Annotated in this window: 22 protein-coding genes; 8 read left to right on the top strand and 14 right to left on the bottom strand. The window is 66.1% G+C overall.

Translation table 11 applies throughout. The features are described 5' to 3' along the window. Positions 1 to 20 precede the first annotated feature (20 nt). The gene (locus tag ACZ60G_RS06485; RefSeq protein WP_465808373.1) at positions 21 to 1,049 is read left to right on the top strand and encodes a nucleoside hydrolase; all 1,029 of its coding nucleotides are present in this window, start codon (positions 21 to 23) and stop codon (positions 1,047 to 1,049) included. After that, positions 1,046 to 1,933, top strand: a complete 888-nt coding sequence (locus ACZ60G_RS06490; RefSeq protein WP_465807843.1) for an amidohydrolase family protein — start codon at positions 1,046 to 1,048, stop codon at positions 1,931 to 1,933. The genes ACZ60G_RS06485 and ACZ60G_RS06490 overlap by 4 nt, the downstream gene beginning before the upstream one ends. Before the next feature lie 3 nt (positions 1,934 to 1,936). Here the strand turns inward: ACZ60G_RS06490 and ACZ60G_RS06495 are convergent, their stop codons facing one another. After that, positions 1,937 to 2,578, bottom strand: coding sequence for an NAD(P)-dependent oxidoreductase (locus tag ACZ60G_RS06495; RefSeq protein ID WP_465807845.1), 642 nt, complete (start codon positions 2,576 to 2,578; stop codon positions 1,937 to 1,939). Between the two features lie 118 nt (positions 2,579 to 2,696). On the opposite strand from ACZ60G_RS06495, the gene ACZ60G_RS06500 reads away from it, so the two are divergent. Further along, the gene (locus tag ACZ60G_RS06500) at positions 2,697 to 3,191 is read left to right on the top strand and encodes a MarR family winged helix-turn-helix transcriptional regulator (protein ID WP_397044937.1); all 495 of its coding nucleotides are present in this window, start codon (positions 2,697 to 2,699) and stop codon (positions 3,189 to 3,191) included. 50 nt (positions 3,192 to 3,241) lie between these two features. Here the strand turns inward: ACZ60G_RS06500 and meaB are convergent, their stop codons facing one another. Genes meaB through ACZ60G_RS06515 form a run of 3 tightly spaced genes read right to left on the bottom strand, consistent with a single transcriptional unit; the run spans position 3,242 to position 8,429 of the window. Beyond that, the gene (meaB, locus tag ACZ60G_RS06505; protein ID WP_465807846.1) at positions 3,242 to 4,285 is read right to left on the bottom strand and encodes a methylmalonyl Co-A mutase-associated GTPase MeaB; all 1,044 of its coding nucleotides are present in this window, start codon (positions 4,283 to 4,285) and stop codon (positions 3,242 to 3,244) included. Further along, positions 4,282 to 6,582: a methylmalonyl-CoA mutase gene (scpA, locus tag ACZ60G_RS06510; RefSeq protein ID WP_465807847.1), complete on the bottom strand. Its 2,301-nt coding sequence runs from the start codon at positions 6,580 to 6,582 to the stop codon at positions 4,282 to 4,284. The genes meaB and scpA overlap by 4 nt, the downstream gene beginning before the upstream one ends. Then, positions 6,582 to 8,429 carry a methylmalonyl-CoA mutase family protein gene (locus ACZ60G_RS06515; protein ID WP_465807848.1) on the bottom strand — a complete coding sequence of 616 codons (1,848 nt, stop codon included), beginning with the start codon at positions 8,427 to 8,429 and terminating at the stop codon, positions 6,582 to 6,584. The genes scpA and ACZ60G_RS06515 overlap by 1 nt, the downstream gene beginning before the upstream one ends. Positions 8,430 to 8,604: 175 nt before the next feature. On the opposite strand from ACZ60G_RS06515, the gene ACZ60G_RS06520 reads away from it, so the two are divergent. After that, the gene (locus ACZ60G_RS06520; RefSeq protein ID WP_465807849.1) at positions 8,605 to 9,288 is read left to right on the top strand and encodes a TVP38/TMEM64 family protein; all 684 of its coding nucleotides are present in this window, start codon (positions 8,605 to 8,607) and stop codon (positions 9,286 to 9,288) included. 223 nt (positions 9,289 to 9,511) lie between these two features. On the opposite strand, the gene ACZ60G_RS06525 is transcribed toward ACZ60G_RS06520, so the two are convergent. From ACZ60G_RS06525 to ACZ60G_RS06535, 3 genes are all read right to left on the bottom strand, one after another. Next, a complete protein-coding gene (locus tag ACZ60G_RS06525) occupies positions 9,512 to 10,414 on the bottom strand; it encodes a S1C family serine protease (protein ID WP_465808375.1) in 903 nt (300 codons plus the stop codon). A gap of 463 nt (positions 10,415 to 10,877) precedes the next feature. Further along, positions 10,878 to 11,243 carry a nuclear transport factor 2 family protein gene (locus tag ACZ60G_RS06530; protein ID WP_465807851.1) on the bottom strand — a complete coding sequence of 122 codons (366 nt, stop codon included), beginning with the start codon at positions 11,241 to 11,243 and terminating at the stop codon, positions 10,878 to 10,880. Between the two features lie 109 nt (positions 11,244 to 11,352). After that, on the bottom strand, positions 11,353 to 11,745 hold the full coding sequence (locus ACZ60G_RS06535; protein WP_465807853.1) for a hypothetical protein: 393 nt from the start codon (positions 11,743 to 11,745) through the stop codon (positions 11,353 to 11,355). 164 nt (positions 11,746 to 11,909) lie between these two features. Here ACZ60G_RS06535 and ACZ60G_RS06540 point away from each other — a divergent pair, with 164 nt between their 5' ends. The 3 genes from ACZ60G_RS06540 to ACZ60G_RS06550 are packed head-to-tail and all read left to right on the top strand — an operon-like array spanning position 11,910 to position 13,613. Further along, a complete protein-coding gene (locus tag ACZ60G_RS06540) occupies positions 11,910 to 12,227 on the top strand; it encodes a hypothetical protein (RefSeq protein WP_040691888.1) in 318 nt (105 codons plus the stop codon). Positions 12,228 to 12,231: 4 nt separating this feature from the next. Beyond that, positions 12,232 to 12,777, top strand: coding sequence for a DUF6879 family protein (locus ACZ60G_RS06545; RefSeq protein WP_465807855.1), 546 nt, complete (start codon positions 12,232 to 12,234; stop codon positions 12,775 to 12,777). Further along, the gene (locus ACZ60G_RS06550) at positions 12,774 to 13,613 is read left to right on the top strand and encodes a helix-turn-helix domain-containing protein (RefSeq protein ID WP_327099808.1); all 840 of its coding nucleotides are present in this window, start codon (positions 12,774 to 12,776) and stop codon (positions 13,611 to 13,613) included. Before ACZ60G_RS06545 ends, ACZ60G_RS06550 begins: the two co-directional genes overlap by 4 nt. Here the strand turns inward: ACZ60G_RS06550 and ACZ60G_RS06555 are convergent, their stop codons facing one another. The 5 genes from ACZ60G_RS06555 to argS form a co-directional block, all read right to left on the bottom strand. Beyond that, positions 13,614 to 14,417 carry an LLM class flavin-dependent oxidoreductase gene (locus ACZ60G_RS06555; RefSeq protein WP_465807857.1) on the bottom strand — a complete coding sequence of 268 codons (804 nt, stop codon included), beginning with the start codon at positions 14,415 to 14,417 and terminating at the stop codon, positions 13,614 to 13,616. A 69-nt stretch (positions 14,418 to 14,486) separates the two neighbouring features. Then, positions 14,487 to 15,794: a YhgE/Pip domain-containing protein gene (locus ACZ60G_RS06560; protein ID WP_465807859.1), complete on the bottom strand. Its 1,308-nt coding sequence runs from the start codon at positions 15,792 to 15,794 to the stop codon at positions 14,487 to 14,489. Positions 15,795 to 15,901: 107 nt separating this feature from the next. Next, the gene (locus ACZ60G_RS06565) at positions 15,902 to 16,831 is read right to left on the bottom strand and encodes a CorA family divalent cation transporter (RefSeq protein WP_465807860.1); all 930 of its coding nucleotides are present in this window, start codon (positions 16,829 to 16,831) and stop codon (positions 15,902 to 15,904) included. Between the two features lie 3 nt (positions 16,832 to 16,834). Then, positions 16,835 to 17,023: a hypothetical protein gene (locus ACZ60G_RS06570; RefSeq protein WP_063040332.1), complete on the bottom strand. Its 189-nt coding sequence runs from the start codon at positions 17,021 to 17,023 to the stop codon at positions 16,835 to 16,837. A gap of 199 nt (positions 17,024 to 17,222) precedes the next feature. Further along, complete coding sequence (gene argS, locus ACZ60G_RS06575) at positions 17,223 to 18,986, bottom strand: arginine--tRNA ligase (protein WP_465807862.1); 1,764 nt, start codon at positions 18,984 to 18,986, stop codon at positions 17,223 to 17,225. A 175-nt stretch (positions 18,987 to 19,161) separates the two neighbouring features. Here argS and ACZ60G_RS06580 point away from each other — a divergent pair, with 175 nt between their 5' ends. Further along, positions 19,162 to 19,698: a DUF3558 family protein gene (locus ACZ60G_RS06580; RefSeq protein WP_465807864.1), complete on the top strand. Its 537-nt coding sequence runs from the start codon at positions 19,162 to 19,164 to the stop codon at positions 19,696 to 19,698. 57 nt (positions 19,699 to 19,755) lie between these two features. Here the strand turns inward: ACZ60G_RS06580 and ACZ60G_RS06585 are convergent, their stop codons facing one another. Both ACZ60G_RS06585 and ACZ60G_RS06590 read right to left on the bottom strand, forming a co-directional pair. Further along, positions 19,756 to 21,003 carry an SPFH domain-containing protein gene (locus ACZ60G_RS06585; RefSeq protein ID WP_465807866.1) on the bottom strand — a complete coding sequence of 416 codons (1,248 nt, stop codon included), beginning with the start codon at positions 21,001 to 21,003 and terminating at the stop codon, positions 19,756 to 19,758. Beyond that, a complete protein-coding gene (locus ACZ60G_RS06590) occupies positions 21,004 to 21,435 on the bottom strand; it encodes an NfeD family protein (RefSeq protein WP_465807868.1) in 432 nt (143 codons plus the stop codon). It abuts the gene before it with no gap. Between the last annotated feature and the right edge of the window lie 4 nt (positions 21,436 to 21,439).

Raw genomic sequence — 21,439 nt, forward strand, 5'->3', positions numbered from 1 at the left:
TGGTGCGGCAGAAGATCGTCATGGACGTCGATACCGGGATCGATGATTCACTCGCGCTTCTCTACCTGCTCGCCTCCCCGGAGGCCGAGATCGTGGGAATCGCCGCCACCGCGGGCAATGTGCCCGCACCGCAGGTGGCGGCGAACAATCTCGCCTGGCTGGATGTGTGCCGCGCACCCGATATCGAGGTCGCGCTGGGTGCCGCGGAACCGCTCGCGATCCCGCTGCGCACCACCGAGGACACGCATGGGCCGCAGGGTGTCGGATATGCGGAACTGCCGCATTCCGCTCGGCCGATGTCGGCCCGGTCGGCGGCCGAGATGTGGGTCGATCTTGTGCGCGGGGCCCCCGGCGAGATCGTCGGGCTCTGCACGGGACCGCTGACGAATCTGGCGCTCGCCCTTCGCCTCGAACCACGGCTCCCGCTGCTGCTGCGGCGGCTGGTGATCATGGGCGGAGCCTTCAATCACCCGGGCAACACCACGCCGACCAACGAGTGGAATGTGCACGTGGATCCGGAGGCGGCCAAGGAGGTCTTCGACGCCTTCTCCGCCGCCCCCGCCGATCGGCGGCCGATCGTGTGCGCGCTCGATATCACCGAGACCATCGAGATGCGGCCCAAGCATGTGGCGCAGCTCGCCGAACGCGCGGGGAGTCTGCCCGTGGAGCTGGTTTCGGAGACCGATCCGCCGGAGGCCAGGTCGGCGACGAGTAATCCGATCGTGCGTTACTTCACCGATGCGGTCCGGTTCTATTTCGATTTCCACAAGCTCTACGACCAGGGCTATCTCGCGCATATGCACGATCCGTTCGCGGCGGCCGTCGCGCTGGATCCGACGCTCGCCATAACGCGACCGGCCACAGTCGATGTCGAACTCGTCGGCGCCATCACCCGGGCCACCACGGTGGCGGACTGGGCGGGCATGTGGGGCCGAGAACCCAACGCCGACGTCGTGGTCGGCACCGACCCCGAGGTGTTCTTCGAGCGATTGATCACCAGGGTCGGTGACTTCGCCCGGTCGGTATACCCGCAGGAGGTTGCTCGATGATCGGTGACAGCGACGACACTACCTACCTGGCCGATTTCCGCACCCGGCTGGAACTGCCGGGAATCATCGACGTCCATACGCATTTCATGCCGGAGCAGGTCATGGCCAAGGTGTGGGCGTACTTCGATTCGGCCGGTCCGCTGGTCGGCCGGGAGTGGCCGATCGCCTACCGCGACGATGAGCAGGTCCGTTTGAAGACATTGCGCGGCTTCGGTGTTCGCGCGTTCACCTCGCTGGTGTATCCGCACAAGCCGGATATGGCGGCGTGGCTCAACGAATGGACCGCCGATTTCGCCGAACGCACCCCGGACTGCCTGCACACTGCGACGTTCTATCCCGAACATTACGCAGACAGTTATGTGGAGGCGGCGATCGAGCGCGGTGCCCGGGTGTTCAAGGTGCATGTGCAGGTCGGCGATTTCCATCCCGGTGATCCGTTGCTGAATCCGGTGTGGGGCATGATCGAGGACGCCGGGATACCGGTGCTGATCCACTGCGGCTCCGGACCCGCGCCCGGCGAGTACACCGGACCGGAACCCATTGCCGGTCTACTGCACCGCTATCCGCGCCTGCAGTTGATCATCGCGCATATGGGCACACCCGAGTACTCCGAATTCCTGGATCTGGCAGAGGAATACCCGGGTGTGCACCTGGACACGACGATGGTTTGGACCGATTTCACCGAGGCCACCGCACCCTTTCCGACCGCCGAGCACGGCAGGCTGCGCTCGCTGAGTGACCGCATTCTGTTCGGTAGCGACTTTCCGAATATCCCTTACTCCTACGGGCATTCGATCAGTGCGCTGGAGCGCCTGGACCTGGGTGATTCCTGGCTGCGGCAGGTCTGCTACCGAAATGCCGTACGGCTGTTCGACATCGCGTAACACTCACACCGATGCGACGGTGAACCTGGTTCGCCGGTGCGCGGGCCGCTCGGCCTCGTCGAGCAGCGCTACCGCGAGATCCGCCATGGATATCGCCGAGACTCCGTCGGCATTCGTGAGCAGTTCGTCCGTGCCGAGCCGGTAGGCGCCGGTTCGCCGACCCGGCACCAGTTCGGCGGGCGGGCTCAGGTACGTCCAGTCGGCGGCGGTTTCGGCACGGCAGATGGCGAGTTGGTCGGCGCAGGCGCGGGCGATGGCACGCAATTCGATCGGGAAATCCGGGCTTTCGTGCAATGTCAGCGCGTCGGCACCGGGTACGAGCAGCGTGGCCGCGCCGCCGACCACCAGCAGACGCACGCCGGTGCGCGCCAAGCCCGACAACAGCACCGAGGTGATGGCCGGCAGTTCGTGCTCGCGACCGGGTGCTGGACGGGTCGCGGTGATCACGAGGTCCTGTCCGGCGCTCAGGGATACGACATCGTCGAGCTTCGCCGCATCACCCGTGCGCAACATCGCCGCGGCGGGTACCGCACCGGCCCGCGCGAGGTCGCGGACCACCGCGGTGACTTCGTGCCCACGGTCCAGTGCCTCGGCCACCACTCGGCTGCCCACATCGCCCGCTGCTCCGAATACGGTGATACGCATGATGATTCGCCTTCCATCCGGATCTGGATCAATTACTCAGCCCTAAGGAACATAGCTTAGCGTTAAGCAATTCCCGCTATGAGATACCTCACCGCTGAGGTATTGCTAGGCTGCGGGCGTGACAGATCATGTCGAACGGGTGCTCGATCAATGGCGCGTTCAGCGACCGGACCTGGACGTCTCGCCGATGGCCGTCCTCGGCAGACTGACCAGACTGTCCCAGGTGGTCGGGACCGAGCTACGCAAGACCTTCGCCGCGCACGGACTCGACGCCGCCTCCTTCGATGTGCTCGCCACTTTGCGGCGCAGCGATCCACCCCACCGCCTCACCCCCACCGAACTCATGCGTTCTGCCATGATCACCTCCGGCGGTGTCACCCAACGCCTGGACCGCTTGGAGGAACGCGGACTCGTCACCCGCGCACGCAGCGAACGCGATGGGCGGGGCGTGCACGTCACCCTCACCGATGCGGGGCGCGAACTCATCGATGCGGCACTCCCCGACCACGTCGCCACCGAGGCCCGCCTGCTCGAACCCCTCACGCCCGCACAGCGCAAGCAACTCGCGACCGCCCTGCGCACCCTGCTCGAGGCCCACGGCGATTCGGTCTGACGCACTAGCCGACAACCCCGCGGCACTGCGGCGGCGGGGCTGTCGCTACCTCAACTGTCGAAGGCGTCGAGGAGTTGCTCGGCGGCCAATGCGGCGGTCAATGTTCCGTCGCGCACCTGCTTCTCCACTTGTGCGCGAATGGCTTTGACGTTCGGGTTCTCCGCGAGGCGGCGCAGTAGTTGGTCGTGAACCATGGTCCAGGTCCAGTCGACCTGTTGGCGGCGCCGCTTTTCGGCGAATTCACCGGCCTCGGTGAGTACCCGGCGGTGTTCGAGGACCGTGTCCCAGAACTTGTCCAGCCCATGGCCTTCCAGACCGCTCATGGTGAGCACCGGCGGACGCCAGAGCGCGTCGTGCGGATGGATGAGGCGCAGCGCCCCGGCCAATTCACGGGCGGCGGCCTTGGCCTCGATCTCGTGTTTGCCGTCCGCCTTGTTCACCGCGACCAGGTCGGCGAGTTCGAGGACACCTTTCTTGATGCCCTGCAACTGATCTCCGGTGCGGGCCAGGGTCAGAAAGCAGAACACATCGACCATATTGGCGACCGTCACCTCGGACTGGCCGACACCGACGGTCTCCACCAGGATCACGTCATAGCCTGCGGCCTCGAGCACCACGATGGTCTCGCGGGTCGCCTTCGCGACGCCGCCGAGGGTGCCCGCGGTCGGTGAGGGCCGGATATAGGCGTTGCGCTCCAACGACAGTCGCGCCATGCGGGTCTTGTCACCCAAGATGGAGCCGCCGGTGCGGGTGGAGGACGGGTCGACGGCCAGCACCGCGACCCGATGCCCCTTGCCGATCAGATCCATACCGAGCGCATCGATGAACGTCGACTTGCCGACGCCGGGAACACCGGTGATACCGACACGATTCGAGGTGACCGAATCGGTCGGCGGGGTCAGTTGCAGCAGCAGTTGCTGCGCGAGCTCCCGATGATCGGCCCTGGTCGACTCGACCAGGGTGATGGCCCGGGCAAGGGCGGCCCGCTCCTGAGAGCGGACGGCCTGCGCGAGTGCGTCGACATCGATGACGCGCTTCGCACCCGTCGCCCGACCACCACCGCGGCTCGAATCGCTGCGCGATGCTGGAGTCATTCGCCGCTGCCGCCGCCGATCTCGTGACCGAGTTCGCCCGCCAACTTCTTCAGCAGATCGATCGCCGCATCGGCGATCACGGTGCCGGGCGGGAAGATCGCCGCCGCACCCGCCGCGTACAGGTCCTCGAAGTCACCGGGCGGGATGACGCCGCCGACGATGACCATGATGTCGGGTCGCCCGACATCGGCCAGTGCCTGCCGCAGGGCGGGCACCAGCGTGAGGTGGCCTGCCGCCAGCGACGACACACCGACGACGTGCACGTCGTTATCGGCCGCCTGCTGCGCCACCTCTTCCGGGGTCTGGAACAGCGGGCCCACATCGACGTCGAAGCCGAGGTCGGCGAAGGCCGTGGCGATCACCTTCTGACCTCGGTCGTGCCCGTCCTGGCCCATCTTGGCGACCAGGATGCGCGGGCGCCGTCCCTCCGCCTCGGCGAATTCCTCGACGAGTTCGATCGCCTTACTGATATTTGTCACCTTCCCGGCCTCGTCGCGGTATACACCGGAGAGCGTACGGATCTCGGCCTGGTGGCGGCCGTACACCTTTTCCAGCGCATCGGAGATCTCACCGACGGTGGCCTTGGCGCGCGCGGCGTCGATGGCCAGCGCGAGCAGGTTGTTCTCCATGCCACCCTCCGAAGAGGCTGCCGCACGGGACAATTCGGCCAGCGCCCGTTCCACCTCGGCCGAATCGCGTTCGGCGCGAAGCCGGTTCAGCTTCTCGATCTGTTCGGCGCGCACCCGCGAATTCTCGACCTTGAGGACCTCGACCTGCTGATCCTCTTCGACCTGGTACTTGTTCACGCCGATCACCGGCTGCTGACCGGTATCGATGCGGGCCTGCGTGCGAGCTGCCGCCTCCTCGATGCGCAGCTTCGGGATGCCCTCGCCGATCGCCTGCGCCATACCGCCGTGCGCCTCGACCTCGGCGATATGCGCGCGGGCGCGGTTGGCCAGCTGGTGGGTGAGCCATTCCACGTAGTACGAACCGCCCCAGGGGTCGATCGGGCGCGTGGTGTTGGACTCCTGCTGAATCAGCAGCTGGGTATTGCGGGCGATACGCGCGGAGAAGTCCGTCGGCAGGGCCAGCGCCTCGTCGAGAGCGTTGGTGTGCAGCGACTGGGTGTGACCCTGGGTCGCGGCCATCGCCTCGATGCAGGTGCGCGCCACATTGTTGTAGGCGTCCTGCGCGGTCAGCGACCAACCCGACGTCTGCGAATGCGTCCGCAGCGAAAGCGATTTCGCGCTCTTGGGCTCGAACTTCGCGACCAGCTCACTCCAGAGCAGCCGTCCCGCACGGAGTTTGGCGACCTCCATGAAGAAGTTCATGCCGATGGCCCAGAAGAACGACAGCCGCGGCGCGAACTTGTCGACCTCCATGCCCGCGGCGATACCCGCGCGAATGTACTCGACACCGTCGGCGAGGGTGTAGGCCAATTCCAGATCGGCCGTGGCTCCGGCCTCCTGGATGTGGTAGCCGGAGATGGAGATCGAGTTGAACTTCGGCATCTTCGCGCTGGTGTAGGCGAAGATATCGGAGATGATCCGCATCGAGGGCTTGGGCGGATAGATATAGGTATTGCGGACCATGAACTCCTTCAGAATGTCGTTCTGAATGGTTCCGGCCAGCTGTTCCGGTGCGACGCCCTGTTCCTCGGCCGCGACCACATAGAGCGCGAGGATCGGCAGCACCGCACCGTTCATGGTCATCGACACCGAGACCTGATCCAGCGGGATGTGGTCGAAGAGCTGACGCATGTCGAGGATGGAATCGATGGCCACACCGGCCATCCCGACATCACCCTGGACGCGCGGGTGATCGGAGTCGTAGCCGCGGTGGGTGGCCAGGTCGAAGGCGACCGACAGACCCTTCTGGCCCGCCTGCAGATTGCGGCGGTAGAAGGCATTCGAATCCGCGGCGGTGGAGAAGCCCGCGTACTGGCGAATGGTCCACGGCTGGTTGACGTACATCGTCGGGTACGGACCGCGCAGGAACGGCGCGATACCGGGCACGCTGTCGAGCGGATACCCTTCGGCCGCAATGGCATCACGGTCGGCCTTGGTGAAAACCGGTGGCACGTCGATACCTTCGGGCGTCGACCACACCAACTGTTCGGCGGTGTAGTTGTTCGCCTCGGCGGCGGCGCGCACATAGGCGTCGACCTGTGCGGAGTCGACGTCGGCGGGTTCGGCCGGACGTTCGGACAGCGGCACCTCGGCGAAACTGCCGATCCGGTGCTCGATGCCGCCCGGCTCGTCGATTTCGCCCGGCTTGTCGATATGACTCAATGTCATCAGGCTCCCACCTTCTCCAGCAGGTCGGACAGTGCGGCCACCGCATCGATGCGGGCCGCGAGATAACCGTCGGGGCGCTGTGCGCCGCTGAGGTCGGCGACGGCCTTTTCCGCACCGGCCAGCAGCACCGTCTCGATACCGGCGGCACGCAACTGCTCGGCCGCCGGACCCGCCTGCTCGGCGTAACGCTTGTCCGAACCACATAATACGGCGATCGTGGCACCGGATTCGGTTGCCGCCGTACCGATTCCGGCCACATCCAGCGGACCTGGGTTGATCGACTCGATACCGCCCGAGGCCAGCAGGTTCGCGATGAAGGTGACCCGAACATTGTGCTCGGCCACTGTTCCCAGCGGCACCAGCATCGCACGCGGTCGCGCACCCTTGGCGGCGAGGTAGGCATCGGAGCGGTTGCGCAGCGCCTCGAAGGCGGCGCCGTAGCGAACCACCTGTCCGGGCCGGCGCGCGGCCTCGGACAGCGGCTGCTCGGCCAGGTTCGGGAATTCGTTGACACCGGTGACCGCCGTCTTGCGGTGTGCCACATCGGCATCCCGGGCCGACCTGGTCGCGGCGATCCGATCGGCGAGCAGGCCGGAGTCCAGTGCGGCCAGGTAGCCGCCCGCGGCCTCGAGCTCCTGCATGAACTCCCATGCCTTGGCGGCGAGTGCGGCGGTGAGATCCTCGACGTACCAGGAACCGGCGCCCGGATCCTGCACATGACCGAGGTGCGACTCCTCGAGCAGCAGCAGCTGGGTATTGCGAGCCATGCGGTCGGCGAACGACTTCGAGACGCCGAGTTCGCCGGGCGGCAATGCCGAATCGAAGGGCAGCACCGTGACCGTGTCCGCGCCACCGACTCCCGCGCCGAAGGCCGCGAGGGTGGTGCGCAGCATATTCACCCACGGGTCGCGCTGGGTCATCATCGCGGCGGAGGTCACCGCATGCTGCGGGGCGTCACCGAATGCGGGTGCGCCGCACACATGCGCGACGCGGGCCCAGAGCTGGCGGGCCGCACGGAATTTCGCGATGGTGGCGAACTGGTCGTCGGTCGCGGCGAAGCGGAACTCCAACTGCTCGAAGGCATCCACGATGTCCTGACCGCCTTCGGCGAGTGCACGCAGGTAGGCCAGGCCGGCGGCCACCGCCGCGCCGAGCTCCTGGGCGTCCGAGGCACCCGCATCGTGAAAGACGGTGCCGTCCACGGTGATAGCGCGCACGGTCTCCGGACGCTGGACCGCCTGACCGGCCAGGGCGACGGCCTCCGCCAGTTCGATATCGGCGGTTGCGGCGAAGCGACTGGTAAGTGGGGCCGCACCCAGTGCGACTCGAATTTCGGTCCGGTCCGCCACCTGGTAATCGTCCAGCTGCGCGAAGACCTGTTGTGCCGCTGCCGAAACCGCGTCACCGGCGGCGAGTGTCAGCGGCGCCAGTTCGAACAGCAGACCCGACAGCGCCGCGGGCAGTTCGGCCACCGGCACACCGCGCTCGCCCGCGCCGAGCCACAGTGCACTGATCCCGTTCTCCAGTGCGGCCAGGATCTCGCGATTCGCCGCGGCGCCATCGGCCGCGCCGATGAAGGCGCTGACATACCAGCCGCGATGCACGTCCCTGGTGGCGTCGCGGCCACGGACGAACGGATATTCGCCCGGCAGCGGCAGTTCGGCCCGCTCATCCCCGCGGGTGTACAGCGGGGCGATGGTCAGACCGTCGTAGGTCTGTTCCTCGAGCAGCTTTTCTGGCTCCTCCGGAAGTTCGGCGACATCGACCCTGCGGGCCTTCGCCAGTACCCCCGCCACGCCCTTGCGCCATGCGGCGTAATCGGGCACCGGCTCTGAAGCAATCGGCATAGCTGCTGTTCCTCTTCTCCTCGGCGCACACCCTCGTGTGCGCCCGAAACCGTTGCATTCGCCCAGCTCAGCGAGCACATCGGTTAACGAGCATTCATCGGCGTTCCTTCGATGCTAGCGGCAGCCGCACAGCCGGTTGACCGTGGCCGCCACTACCAACGGGTAACCTTGCGCGGTGCTCAGGCTCATCCGCGACCCACGCATCCTGGCCCTGCTCGTCGGTGGCGCGGCGCTGTTCATCGCGGCCATGCTGGTCCCGCTACCGACACCGCAGCAGATGCAGGACTGGGCCACCTCGGTCGGCCCGATCTTCCCACTGCTGTTCTTCGTGGTCCATGCGCTGGTCACGGTGGCTCCGATCCCGCGGACCGTGCTGACGGTGAGCGCGGGTGTCCTGTTCGGCCCCGCGCTCGGCATCGTCCTGGCCGCCTCGGCGACCACGGTCAGCGCCGCACTCGCGATTCTGCTCGTCCGCGCGCTGGATCGCGATCGAGTGGCCGCCCACCTCACCCATCCGGCGGTCCGGTCCATCGATGAACGCCTCGAACGCCGCGGCTGGCTCGCCGTCGGCTCGCTGCGCCTGATCGCCTTCGCACCGTTCTCGGTGATCAACTACTGCTGCGCCCTCTCCTCGATCCGCTTCTGGCCATACCTGATCGCCACCGTCATCGGCATCCTTCCGGGGACCATCGGCACCGTCATCCTCGGCGATGCGCTCACCGGACGTACCCACCCCGGCATGCTCGTAGTCTCCGGCGCGCTCATCGCCATCGGCATCATCGGTTTGATCGTCGATGCGCGCTGGTCGCAAACCCACGAGCCGGATCTCGAGACCACCCCGGTCACCGTGACCGACTGACGCCCGAGCGGCGTATGCACGCCTTGCATCGATTCCGGTTTGCGGTTGCGCGCGGACGGCTAACCCGCAACAGCAACGACCGCTCGAAGGGAGGTGACGAACGATGGCGGTACACGCAGTCGAACCAGGGCCGAATGGCAATAACCACGACAACTGGAATCAAGACCCCCGCGAAGATCTAGCCGACGACGTCATCCGACCGTGGGGCCGATGAGAACCTGAGCTAATCCACGGTCAACTCGATCGGGATGGCGAAGACATCGACCATCGCGCCATTGCGCAATACCGTCACCGGCATCGAGACCCCGATCGCCTCGCCGAAGAGTTGGCGTTGGATGCCCTGGGCGTCGGCCACTTCCGAGCGGGCGACGCTGAGTACGAGGTCGCCGCGGCGCAGCCCCGCGTGATCGGCGGGGCCGCCGCGGACGACTTCCACGATGCGGACACCGGCATGTTGGCCGGTCCGTGCGGCGACCGAGGCGGGCAATGGAGCCGGAACACCGACCAGGCCCAGGTAGGCGCGGCGCACCCGGCCGTCTTTCAGCAGGGTGCTGATGATGCGGCGAGTGGTGGCGTTGATCGGGATGGCGAGGCCGAGTCCGACGCCCGCGACCGCGGTATTGACACCGACCACCCGTCCCGATGAATCCGCAAGTGCGCCACCGGAATTGCCCGGATTAAGGGCGGCATCGGTTTGGATCACGTCCTCGATCACCCGACCGGCCCGGCGGGAAGCGACTGGGACAGCTCGCCCCAGCGCGCTCACCACGCCCGCGGTGACGGAACCCGCCAACCCCAGCGGACTCCCGACCGCCACCACCAATTGGCCGACCACCAGCTTGTCCGCATCGCCGAGCACCACCGCGCCCGGCGCACCGGCGCGGGCGCGCAGCACCGCGAGATCGGAGAGCGGATCGATGCCGACGACGTCGACGCGCGATTCCACACCGTCCGCGAACACCACATCGCCGCTGCGCGCCGAGCCGACCACATGCGCGTTGGTCAGCAGGAATCCGTCATCGGTGAAGACCACCGCGGATCCGCTCCCCCGCCGGGTTCGCACACTCGCCACATGCGGGGTGACCGACGCCGCGACGGCGATGACCGACCGCGAGTACGCGTCCATCGCCGAATCATCCAGATCCTGTTGCCGTGTGGCGTCTTCCGGACCCGGCAACGGGACCGACTCGTCGTCCACGCTGACCACCATCCTGCTCATCGGGCGCACCCGCGATATCTGGGGCCGCCCTCTCCAGCATCCTCCGCCGCATCGTCCGCTGCAGCGTGTTCGCCACAGGCGCAACCGGATTCATCCGACGTTCACCAACGGCCGCCGAGGCAGCGTCGGACAGCGCGTCCGCGCACGACTATTGCCCGAGCCGTCTCAGACGGTATCGGATGCGAGCGTCCGGGTGCGACGGAGCCGGGGTGCCAGTTGGTCGTCGCCGCCACCTGTCCGAGGATGCCACCGCGCCCGCACCTGCCCCGAGCAGCCGAGCGTCGTCCCCCGCCGCCGCGCAGCACCTGCCCGGCCATCGCCCAGCCGAGCTGGTGCGCGCGAACCACGCGGTTGGTGGAGATTCGTTCGACTACGCGCCTGGCACGCGATCCAGGAAGCCGTGCACACCGATGATCCGGCCGTCCTCGGCGAGAGTGATCACATCCGTCCCGGCGACCGGTGCGTTCCCGTCGGGCGAAAACAGCTCCCAGGAGAACCGGGCGGTGCTGTGGTGTCCGTCGACCGCACCGAGCTGCCGGAATTCGAAGCCGGGGAACTGCTTGTGCACGCCCCCGATGGCCGCGGTCAGTTGCTCGTGTCCGGCGACATCGGCCAGCGGATCGGTGTAGAAACCGTCCTCGCGCCAAGCCGCGGCCACCGCCTTCGCGCGCACCTCGTCGTCGGTGGCATTCCATGCCGTGAAGTAGCGCCGCACCGCATCCTCGTACTGAGACATAGCGAATCATCCTCTGCTGGAAGGTATTTCGGTCCCACCGGAAAGCTCCGGCGGATACCTCAACCTTGCCCGCTGCCGATCACGGAGTCGATTACGCGCGAGGTAAGGATCAGCACGCGAACCACCGCGGCCACTGATGACCGCGCTCCCATACCGTGTCCCCCGCGACCACGACCAGATCGCAGATCTCGGTGACCGCACGCCGCGACGCCCAGATGTGCTCTCTGCTCGGCACGATGACCGCATGGGCACCGCAGCGCGCGATGGCCGAGAGCAGCCGCGCGATCGGATCGCCCTGCGGCCCCACCATCATCGGGACCAGGCCGTAACCCATCCGAGCCGCGCAGCAGCGGGTCACCCGCACGTCGTGATCCACCATCGATCCCGAAATATCCCACCGCACGAACCCGATCGCCCACGGTTTGGCCGACACCCCGTTGCCGAGTGACCCCGTTTCGCTTGCCAACCGCCCGACAACCTCCCATGCTTCCGACCCGCTCATGTCACCAAACCTGTCTGCCAGCACCCACCGAGAACGGTAGAAAACCGGCCGGGCGCGGCACCATGGTTTTGCGGGGATTTGCGGAAGTTGTTGACCCATTTGACGCTGACCGGTGACGATGGTGTGCAGCCAGCGCAATACCCACGCGAGACGAGGCCACTCTGATGCGTATACAACTGCTCGGCGGACCCACCAACAACACCGGCTCGCCCCGGCTGTGGATCGATGAGGATCGACATCTGTATCTCGTGCAGGGCTACCGGGTGGCCCATGACGCGAACCGCGTCGAAATACCGCACATGCTGCTCGGCTGGCTGCAGCCCGGCACCTACATCGGCGCCCCGCTGCTCGACTCCGGGCACGGTTCCTTCACCCTCGCCGGACAGCCGATCACCGATCCGGATGCCTTGGCGCATATGCGGATTCCCGAACACGAAACCGCGGTCGCGGTCCCGGTCGGACAGAGCCCGTGGGAATGGTAATGCAATGCTCTTCTTCACCATCGAGGAAACCAACGATCTCATACGCGAGACCCGAAGCGACGCTTTCCATCTCGAGGTGTCCGATGATCACTCCCAGGTCTCCGACGAGACCGAACCGATGCGCCGCGTGCTCGCGGGCCTGCCGCCGTTCGAGGAGGATTCCTATCCGCCGTCGTGGCGGGCCTGGGAGGAGCTCACCAGCGAGGTCGCCGGACGCGGTGTGCCGATCCGGCGCGTTCGGGTGGTCTCGGAGCCGCTCACCGACTACGTGCGATTCCTGCACGCGCTCACCGATCGCAATCAGCGCTACGGCGAGGACATCCGCTGGCTGCCAAGGCATCTCGCCGATCCCGCGGAATACACCGACGACGAATGGTGGCTGCTCGACGAGACGGTCGCCTTTACGATCTTCACCAAGACCGGCGATCTGGCGGGGGCCGCGGTGACCACCGACCCCGTGCTGGTCGCACGCTGCACGACAGTACGAGATACACTGTGGAACAAAGCAATTCCGCACCACGACTATATGCCCGGCGGGCGGAGTGGATGACCGGTGTCGAGCAGTCCCGGCAAGCCTTCGGGGCACGCTTACGCGAACTGCGCAAGGCCGCACATCTGACCGGCGTGCAGCTCGCCGCCGACGCGGGCTGGCATTCGGCCAAGGTGTCGCGCATCGAACACGGTAAACAGACGCCGAGCGATAGCGATCTGGCCGAGTGGTGCCGACTGTGCGGCGCCGAACTGCTGCTGCCGGATCTGCGTGCGGCACTGGCGAATATCGAGGCGCTCTGGCAGGAGTGGCGGCGCATCGCCGCGACCGGACACGCCCAGCAGCAGCGCCGCCGCATCGAGTTGGAGGCGCGCGCCACCACCATCCGCAATTTCGAGAACGCGGTCGTCCCCGGCTTGTTGCAGACCGAACCCTATGCCAGAGCCGTGCTGGAGACATGTATCGACTTCGTCGGCGGCATCGACGATATCGATCGCGCGGTGGCCGCGCGGATCGCGCGCCAACGGATTCTGCACCACGGCACTCATCGGATCAGCATCCTGTTGGCCGAACAGGCGCTCTACACGACGGTCGGCGACAACGAGGTGATGGCCGGTCAGCTCGAACGTCTCATCGATGTGATGCCGCTGCCCCGGCTCGCACTCGGCATCATTCCGCGGACGGCGGACTTCCTTTACACCACAACATGTTTCGTACTGCTCGACAAACGCATCGCGGAGGTCGAGACCATCTCGGCGGGTCTCACCATTACCCAGCCACGCGAACTCGCGTATTACGAGAAGACCTGGGCAGCACTGCACCGGCAGGCCCGGTACGGCGAAGCCGCCCGAGCCATCATCACCGACGCGCTGAAGCTGCGGTTGACGCAGCTGTAGTTACAGTGCCGCACGGAATTTCGCGGCATTCTCGTAATCGCGCCGCCATTCGGGGCCGGTCGGGGCGAGAATGACGCGTTCGACGCCGGCGTCACGGTGGGCGGCGAGCAATTCGACAGCGGCTGAATGATCAGCGGGCAATGCAGGAGCGACCACGGTCACCGCGGGCACCGGGCGATCGAATTCCGCGGCCAGCGCCCGCAATTCGTCGAAGCCGGCGGCCAACTGGTCCAGGCCCGGCTGCAGGGTGATCCAGCCGTCGGCGTATTCGGCCGCCCGCCGCCGCGCCCGAGTCCCATTGCCCGCCACCAGGACCGGCGGCATCGCCGATCCGGGCGCCAGCGCCACGTCGACACCGTTGACCGTTGCGGTCGAACCGGTGACGAGATCGGGCAGCACCCGCAGTGCCTCATCGGTGCGCCGCCCGCGGTTCTCGAATGTCGTACCGGCCGCGCGCCAACCGATATCGCCGTGCGCCGGATTTCCGGTGCCGACACCGAGCAGCAATCGGTTCTCCGATACGTACTGCAGTGCGCTGATCTGCTTGGCCGCCCACGCCACCGGGCGCAGCGCGAGCAGCATGACGTTGTAGCCGATCCGGATCCGGTCGGTGACGGCCGCCGCGGTCGCGAGCGTCACGGTGCTGTCCAGCATGGGCGCGCTGGCCACGAGATGATCGGTGGACCACACAGATTCGAGGTCGAGTTGTTCGGCGAGGCGGGCGGCGGCCCGCACATCGCCGAGGATCGGATGTGCCGGATCGGGGGTGGAGGTCGGGAGGATCACGCCGATATCGAAGGTCATGAGCACAACGTTAGGAACGAATCGTGAGCGTTCCAATGGCTCGATCACTCAGTCGCATGCCCGCAACGCTCATTCCGTTGCGGCCGGCTGCTCGGCGGGTTTGCGGTGCAGGCCCTTTCGGTCGTAATACTGGGTCACCACGGCACCGACGACCAGGCCGATACCCAAACCCAGCACCGCCATCCAGCTACCGCGCGCGAGTCCGGCGGCACCGTTGGCGTTGAAGTAGAGGATGGCGCGCAACCCGAGGAAGACCTGGTGCATGGGTTCGAAGGTGGCCAGCCACTCGAAATACGTCGGCGTCGCTTCGATCGGCACGCTACCGCCCGAGGAGGGCAGGCCGAGCACGATGAACAGGATCAGATTGACCAGCAGACCCGCGGTGCCGAGCGCGGCCAGCACCGACAGCGCGGTCACCCCGACCGCGATGATCGCGAGCACGCAATACAGGAACAGCGCGAGCGGACGATCGAGCGGCACATCCAATGCCGCTGCGACACCGAGGAATACCGCGGAGACGATCGGTGCGGTGACAATCAGGATCGCCCATTTCAACAGCAGGGTGCGGAAGCGGGAGATCGGCGCGGCCGGATAGTGCACGTACCACGGGCCGTATTCGGTGGGCGCGAAACCGAGGGCGGAATCGGTCATGGCGTGAATGATCATCGCACCGGTGAATCCGGCGAGCAGCACCATGATCGTGTAGAAGAACGCGGACAAACCCTGTCCGGTGCCCTCGGGCAGCGGCCGATACGGATCGACGACCACCTGGATCGGATGGGCGAGCATCAATTGGCTCGCACCGGCAAGCTGTGGCGCCTGGCCACCCCCGGCGGGTTGCAGCTGGGTCTGCACAGTGTCGGTGAGTTGTTTGCCGACGGTCTCGTCGACGCGAGTCAGCGCCTGATCGGCAATGCGCTGCATGACCCCGGTGGCGAAACTGCCCGCCCGAGGGTTCGTGTGCACCGTGATGATCGGCTGTTCGACCTTGCCCGGCACCACACCGGCCGCGCCGAGAATGGCCAGCCGCTTGGTGAAGTCACTGGGGATGACGATCGCACCGTAGACCTTGCCCTGGCTCAGTTGCCGTTGCGCCTCGGCGAATCCGACGACCCGCAGGTCGATCTTGTCGGTGGGCAGGCTGGCGACGAGTGCATCGGTGATCTGATCGCCGACATTTGCGGGCTTGCCGCCCAGGGTATCGCCATCGTCCTGATTGACCAGTGCGACAGGGAAATCGTGCAGGTTCTTGGTCGGATTGACCACGTATGCCAGATACATCGTGGCCAGCAGCGACATGAGCAGGGTGACCACGGCGATCGGGGCGATCCAAGCCCGTGGCCGCAGATGGCGGGCGGCCGTTCCGGCAATCGTCATGGGCGCACGGTAATCCGTCGCGGCGGTGTTCGGTACCGATCCGGCGCGTATCGGTGGCTGCTCACACCCCGGCACCGACACCCATCACCGAGACCGCGATCACAGCCTCAGCGCAACCAGCCCTTGTGTTTGATGTAGACCAGCGGGATCACCGCCGCCACCAGGGTCATCAGCGTGGTGGCGAGAAAGCCGTGCTCCCATTCCAATTCGGGCATCCAGGTGAAGTTCATGCCGTAGAAGGTCGCGATGAGGGTCGGGGGCAGGAATACCGCGGTGATGATGGTGAACACCTTGACGATCTGGTTCTGCTTCACGTCGAGCCAGGTCATCACCGACTGCTGCAGATATCGCACCTTGTCGTGTTCGAAGCCCGCATGCTGTTTCACGCCATCGATATCGGCGATCAGGATGGCGATCAAACCCTCGAGATCGCCGGTCGGCGTATCTGCCATGAGGTGTCGTGCGGCGCGGGCCAATTGGAGTTGGGTCTCCTGCACCCGCGAGACGATCTCCTCGGCCGAATTCATCCGCGACATGGTGCCGCGCATATCCGCGACGCCGATTTCGCGGCCGCGGCGGTCGTAGCCCTTGGTGGCCATCTCGATATCGTCGTTCATCGCCTCCAGCGCGTCGCTGGCGCAGTGGATGACTCGCTCCGATGCCTCGTTCAACGCCCAGAGCAGCGCGTACATCACCCCGTGCGAGGATCCGGTGAGACTCGGATTGCGGCGCATCTTCGCGACGGCCTTGTCGAACGGGGTGAAATGCGCATCCGGTTGCAGGGTGACGAGGAAATCGCTGCCCAGTGCGAAGACGATGGTGTCGCGTTCGATGGCATCGCCGCGTTTGTAGGTCAGGACGACGGGCAGATAGATGAAGCTGTCGGTCTCGAAGACCCGATTCCGCGCGGCGGCGAAGTCGACGCCGAGGCGGTCGCGCAGCACCGTGGCCGCGTCGGTGTCGCTCGTCGCGAGCGGAATCCAGTGCTGCTGCAGTACTTCGGTATCGAAGCGCTCGGCCGGGGTGACCGTGGCCATCGGCTACTGCCCGTAGGAGGAATGCGCCGGCGACACCGACGACGAACCGACCGGTTGCTGCGGATGCGCATAGTGCATCGTCAGTAGTCCCGCGCTGATCAACAGGTACAAACCAATGGTGAACCAGATCGCTTGTCGCTCGAGATTCGGTGCGCGGTGCGGAGATTCGACCTTGTTGAACAGCGTCGCCATGGCAGGCTCCAATGCTTCCGTACGTCCAGTGGCCGCGCTCGCCACGATGCACTGGCGAACGCCATTGGCGGGGCACCCCGCTTCATCGGTTGATCTCGGCGCACGAATTGCGCCATCAATCATTAGAAACCCGCCGCAGCGGTCCGTCAATCACGTGCGCAAGCATGCGCAATCGGCGATATCGGGTGACTGAGCCCGGTTACATGCGCTCGGGTGCGGCAATGCCCAGGAGGCCGAGTCCGTGCGCGAGCGTCCGTGCGGTCGAATCGCACAGTGCGAGACGGTTTTCCCGCACCTTGTCCGGCGCGGCGAGGACCGGGCATGTCTCGTAGAAGGCGGTGAAGTCGCGGGCAAGGTCGTAGAGGTAGCCGCACAGTCGATGGGGTTCGAGGGTTGCGGCGACCTCGGCGACAACGGTGCCGTAGGCGTCGAGTTCGAGTGCCAGTGCCCGTTCAGCGGGTTCGAGTGTGATTGCCGGATCGATCCGTACGGCGCTATCTCGAGCTTTGCGCAGGATGGACCGGATTCTGGCGTGCGCATATTGCAGATAGACGCTGGTGTTGCCGTTCAATGCGACCATGCGGTCCAGATCGAAGGTGTAGTCCTTGACCCGGGAGGTGGACAGGTCGGCGTATTTGACCGCACCGATCCCGGTCGGTTCGGCGATCGCGTCGAGTTCGGCGGCAGGAAGCTCCGGATTCCGTTCGGCGACAACGGCTCTGGCCTTCGCGATGGCATCGTTCAGTAGGTCCGTCAGTCTGACCGTGCCGCCCGCACGGGTTTTGAAGGGCCGCCCATCCGGGCCGAGTACGGTGCCGTAGGCGATGTGCTCGGCCTCGATGAGATCGGTCGACCAACCGGCCCGCCGTGCGGCTTCGAAGACGAGCCGAAAGTGCAGGGCCTGACGGGAATCGGTGACGTACAGCAGCCGCTCGGCGCGCAGCGTCTGCACCCGGTATCGGATGGTAGCCAAATCCGTTGTGTCGTAGCCGTATCCGCCGTCGCGCTTGCGCACCATCAGCGGGACCGGTTGGCCGTCAGGGCCATCGACCTCTTCGGAGAAGACGACCAAGGCGCCGTCGCTCTCGACGGCGATGCCCTTGTCGACCAACTCGGCGATGGTGTCGGCGAGCATCGGGTTGTAGAACGACTCGCCGACATAGTCGTCGACGGTCAGCAGCACACCGAGCCGATCGTAGATTTCACCGAACACCCGCTCCGATTCGGCGACGATCTCCCGCCACCGCCGCAGGGTGGGCGCATCGCCGGATTGCAGCGCCACCACCCGAGCCCTGGCCCGCTCCGCGAACGCCGGATCACCGTCGAATTCCGTCCGCGCCGCCTTGTACAAGCCATCCAATGCCGAAACCACCGACACATCGCCGCTCAGCTCATCGTGCCGCCAGCGCAGCCCCGGATGCTCATCCAGATATTGGATCAGCATCCCGAACTGAGTCCCCCAGTCCCCCAAGTGATTCTGCCGAATCACCGCGGCACCGAGAAAGGTCAGCACCCTTGCGATGCAGTCGCCGATGATCGTTGTCCGCAGATGCCCGACATGCATTTCTTTTGCGATATTGGGCGCCGAGTAGTCGACCACCGTTCGCCGCCCACGCTCGAAATCCGGTACACCCAACCGATCATCAGCGAGTCGAGCCGAAACCTGTTCCCACACAGCATTATCCGACACCGTGATGTTGAGGAATCCCGGACCCGAAACCGTCACCGCGTCGAACAGGCCATCGTCCGTATCCAACGCCGTGACCAACTCCGCGGCGAAATCAGCGGGCCGCACCCCCACCCGCTTCGCGACCGCAAGCGCGACATTCGACTGGAAATCTGCACGCTCCGAGCATCGCACCACCGGATCCGTCCCCACCAGGTCCGGACGAGCCCGACCGATCGCCGCGCCTACGGCCACGGCAACCCGATCGAGCAGCGGCAATACCCCGGAATCAGCCACGCGCAATCCCTCCTGTCCTTGTGGACCGTGAGTATTGCAGCGCACCCGATGCCAGGCCGAACTATTTTCCGTGGCCGGCGCTGACGAGGTCACAGCGCCGAGCCCGCCCTGCCTGCGCACCGGCCGGTAACCTCGACGGGTGGCCGAGGCTCGGTGTTCGAGGAAGGGAGCGGCTGTGCCCGCATTCCGTGTGCGTAGCGGACTGGCCGTGCTCGCGGCCACCGGCCTGCTGACCGGCTGTTCAGATAAGGCCACACCGGACGCCCATCCCACCGCCACCCCGGCGGCCAGCTCATTGGCGAACTGCACACCGCTGACCGAAGAGCAGATCAGCCGGGCCGCGCAAGCCGACACTCTCACCACCCGCCACCGTCCGCCGGTCTGCGTCTGGCAGGCGCAACGCGGCGCCGACGAATCCGACGTGACTTTCACCTACACCGACCGCGAATCGCTTCAGCAGACATGGCAGCGGGCCGAGAACGACGGTTTCCAGACCGAACATCTGACGATCACCGAACAGATCTTCGGTGCGACCGTCACCGCGACCGGCTTCTACATCCGCAATCCACACGATCCAGGTGACTGCGCGGTCGCAGCCGCGGATAACGGCACCATCGTCTGGCGCGTCCAAAACAATTCCCACACAACAATACCCGACCCCTGCGCCGTCGCGCTCCAATTGACAACGCTGACCATCGATCTCGCGCCGTAGGCATCGAACAAAGCACCCCGGAACTCGACGAGATCCGGGGTGCCTATGGTTCACCGACTACTCCGACGGCGGCTGCCAGGGCTGTCCCTGGGGTCCATCCGGGCGGTACGGCGGCTGATGCGGCGGAATCTGCTGCGGCGGGATCTCCTGCTGCGGTGGCACGACCGGTTGATGCGGGGAGGGCTGCATCCGAGTCACCGGAGTCGACATACCCTCCACCGATGCCCGAGCATCGGCCTCCGCAGCGCGTACCGCCTGTTCGATGGCCGGATCCCGGGCCGTATCGAACCAGCCCTCGACATCCGAGTCGTCCTCCGGCTTGCTCTCCACATCGTCGACCGGAGCGGGCTCGTAACGGAATACACCGTCCTCGCCCTTGGTGGCGAAGTTCTGGGCGAAGCCCTCGAGCGCTTTGCCGAAATCGCTCGGCACCAGCCACACTTTGTTCGCGTCACCGCGGGCGACCAGCGGCAGGGTCTGCATGTATTGGTAGGCAAGCAGTTCCGGCGTCGGCTTACCGGATTTGATTGCGGCGAAAACCTTTTCGATGGCCTTCGCCTGGCCCTGCGCCTGAAGGTAGGACGCGGCCCGTTCACCCTGGGCGCGCAGAATCCGGCTCTGCCGTTCACCTTCGGCCGCCAGGATCGAGGACTGTTTGGCGCCCTCGGCGGAGAGAATCTGCGCCTGCTTGGCGCCCTCGGCCGTCTTGATCTGCGATTCGCGGGTGCCCTCCGCGGTGAGGATCATGGCGCGCTTCTCGCGGTCGGCCTTCATCTGCTTCTCCATCGACTCCTGGATCGATGGCGGCGGATCGATGCTCTTGAGTTCGACCCGCGCGACGCGCAGCCCCCAGCGGCCGGTGGCCTCGTCGAGCACCCCGCGTAGCTGACCGTTGATCTGATCGCGGGAGGTCAGCGTCTGCTCCAGAGTCATGCCGCCGACCACATTGCGCAGGGTGGTCACGGTGAGCTGCTCGACGGCCGCGATGTAGTTGCTGATCTCGTACACCGCCGCCTGCGGGCTCGTCACCTGGAAGTACACGACGGTGTCGATATGCAGGGTCAGGTTGTCCTCGGTGATCACCGGCTGCGGCGGGAAGGACACCACTCGCTCGCGCAGATCGACCTTCGCCCGGATCCGGTCGGCGAAGGGCACCAGGAACGTCAACTGGCCCGAGACTGTGCGCGAATATCGGCCTAGTCGCTCGATGACGGCTGCCTCCGCCTGTGGCACCAGGGCGATCGATTTGAAGACCACCACCACGACCAACAGCACCAGCACGGCGGCAACGATGAGCACAGCCATTTACGGCTCCTTCCAGACGACGGCGGTCGCGCCGTCGATCTTCATGACGTACACCGTGGTTCCCTTCGGATACTCGACCGTCGAATCGAACGGCCGCGCGGTCCACTCTTCGCCGCCGATTTTGACCAGGCCGCTGTGTTCGGCGACCGATTCCAGCACCAGTGCCTGCTTACCCGGCAGCGCGTCGACATTCGTCGGGATCGGCGGCGGACTTCCGAAGCGGCGCCGCAGAACTGGCCGCACCCCGAGCAGCAGTACCAGCGCCAGCACCGCGAAGATCACGGCGTCGGCGACCAGCCCGGTATCGGCCACGGCACCGACTCCCGCGGTGCCGAGCGCGGCGACGCCCAACATCAGCAGCGTGAGGTCCCCGGTGAGCATCTCCGCCGCCGCGAGCAGCAGGCCCGCGACCAGCCAAACGATTGCGGCCACAGCC

This window comes from Nocardia sp. NPDC102475 (assembly GCF_055584605.1).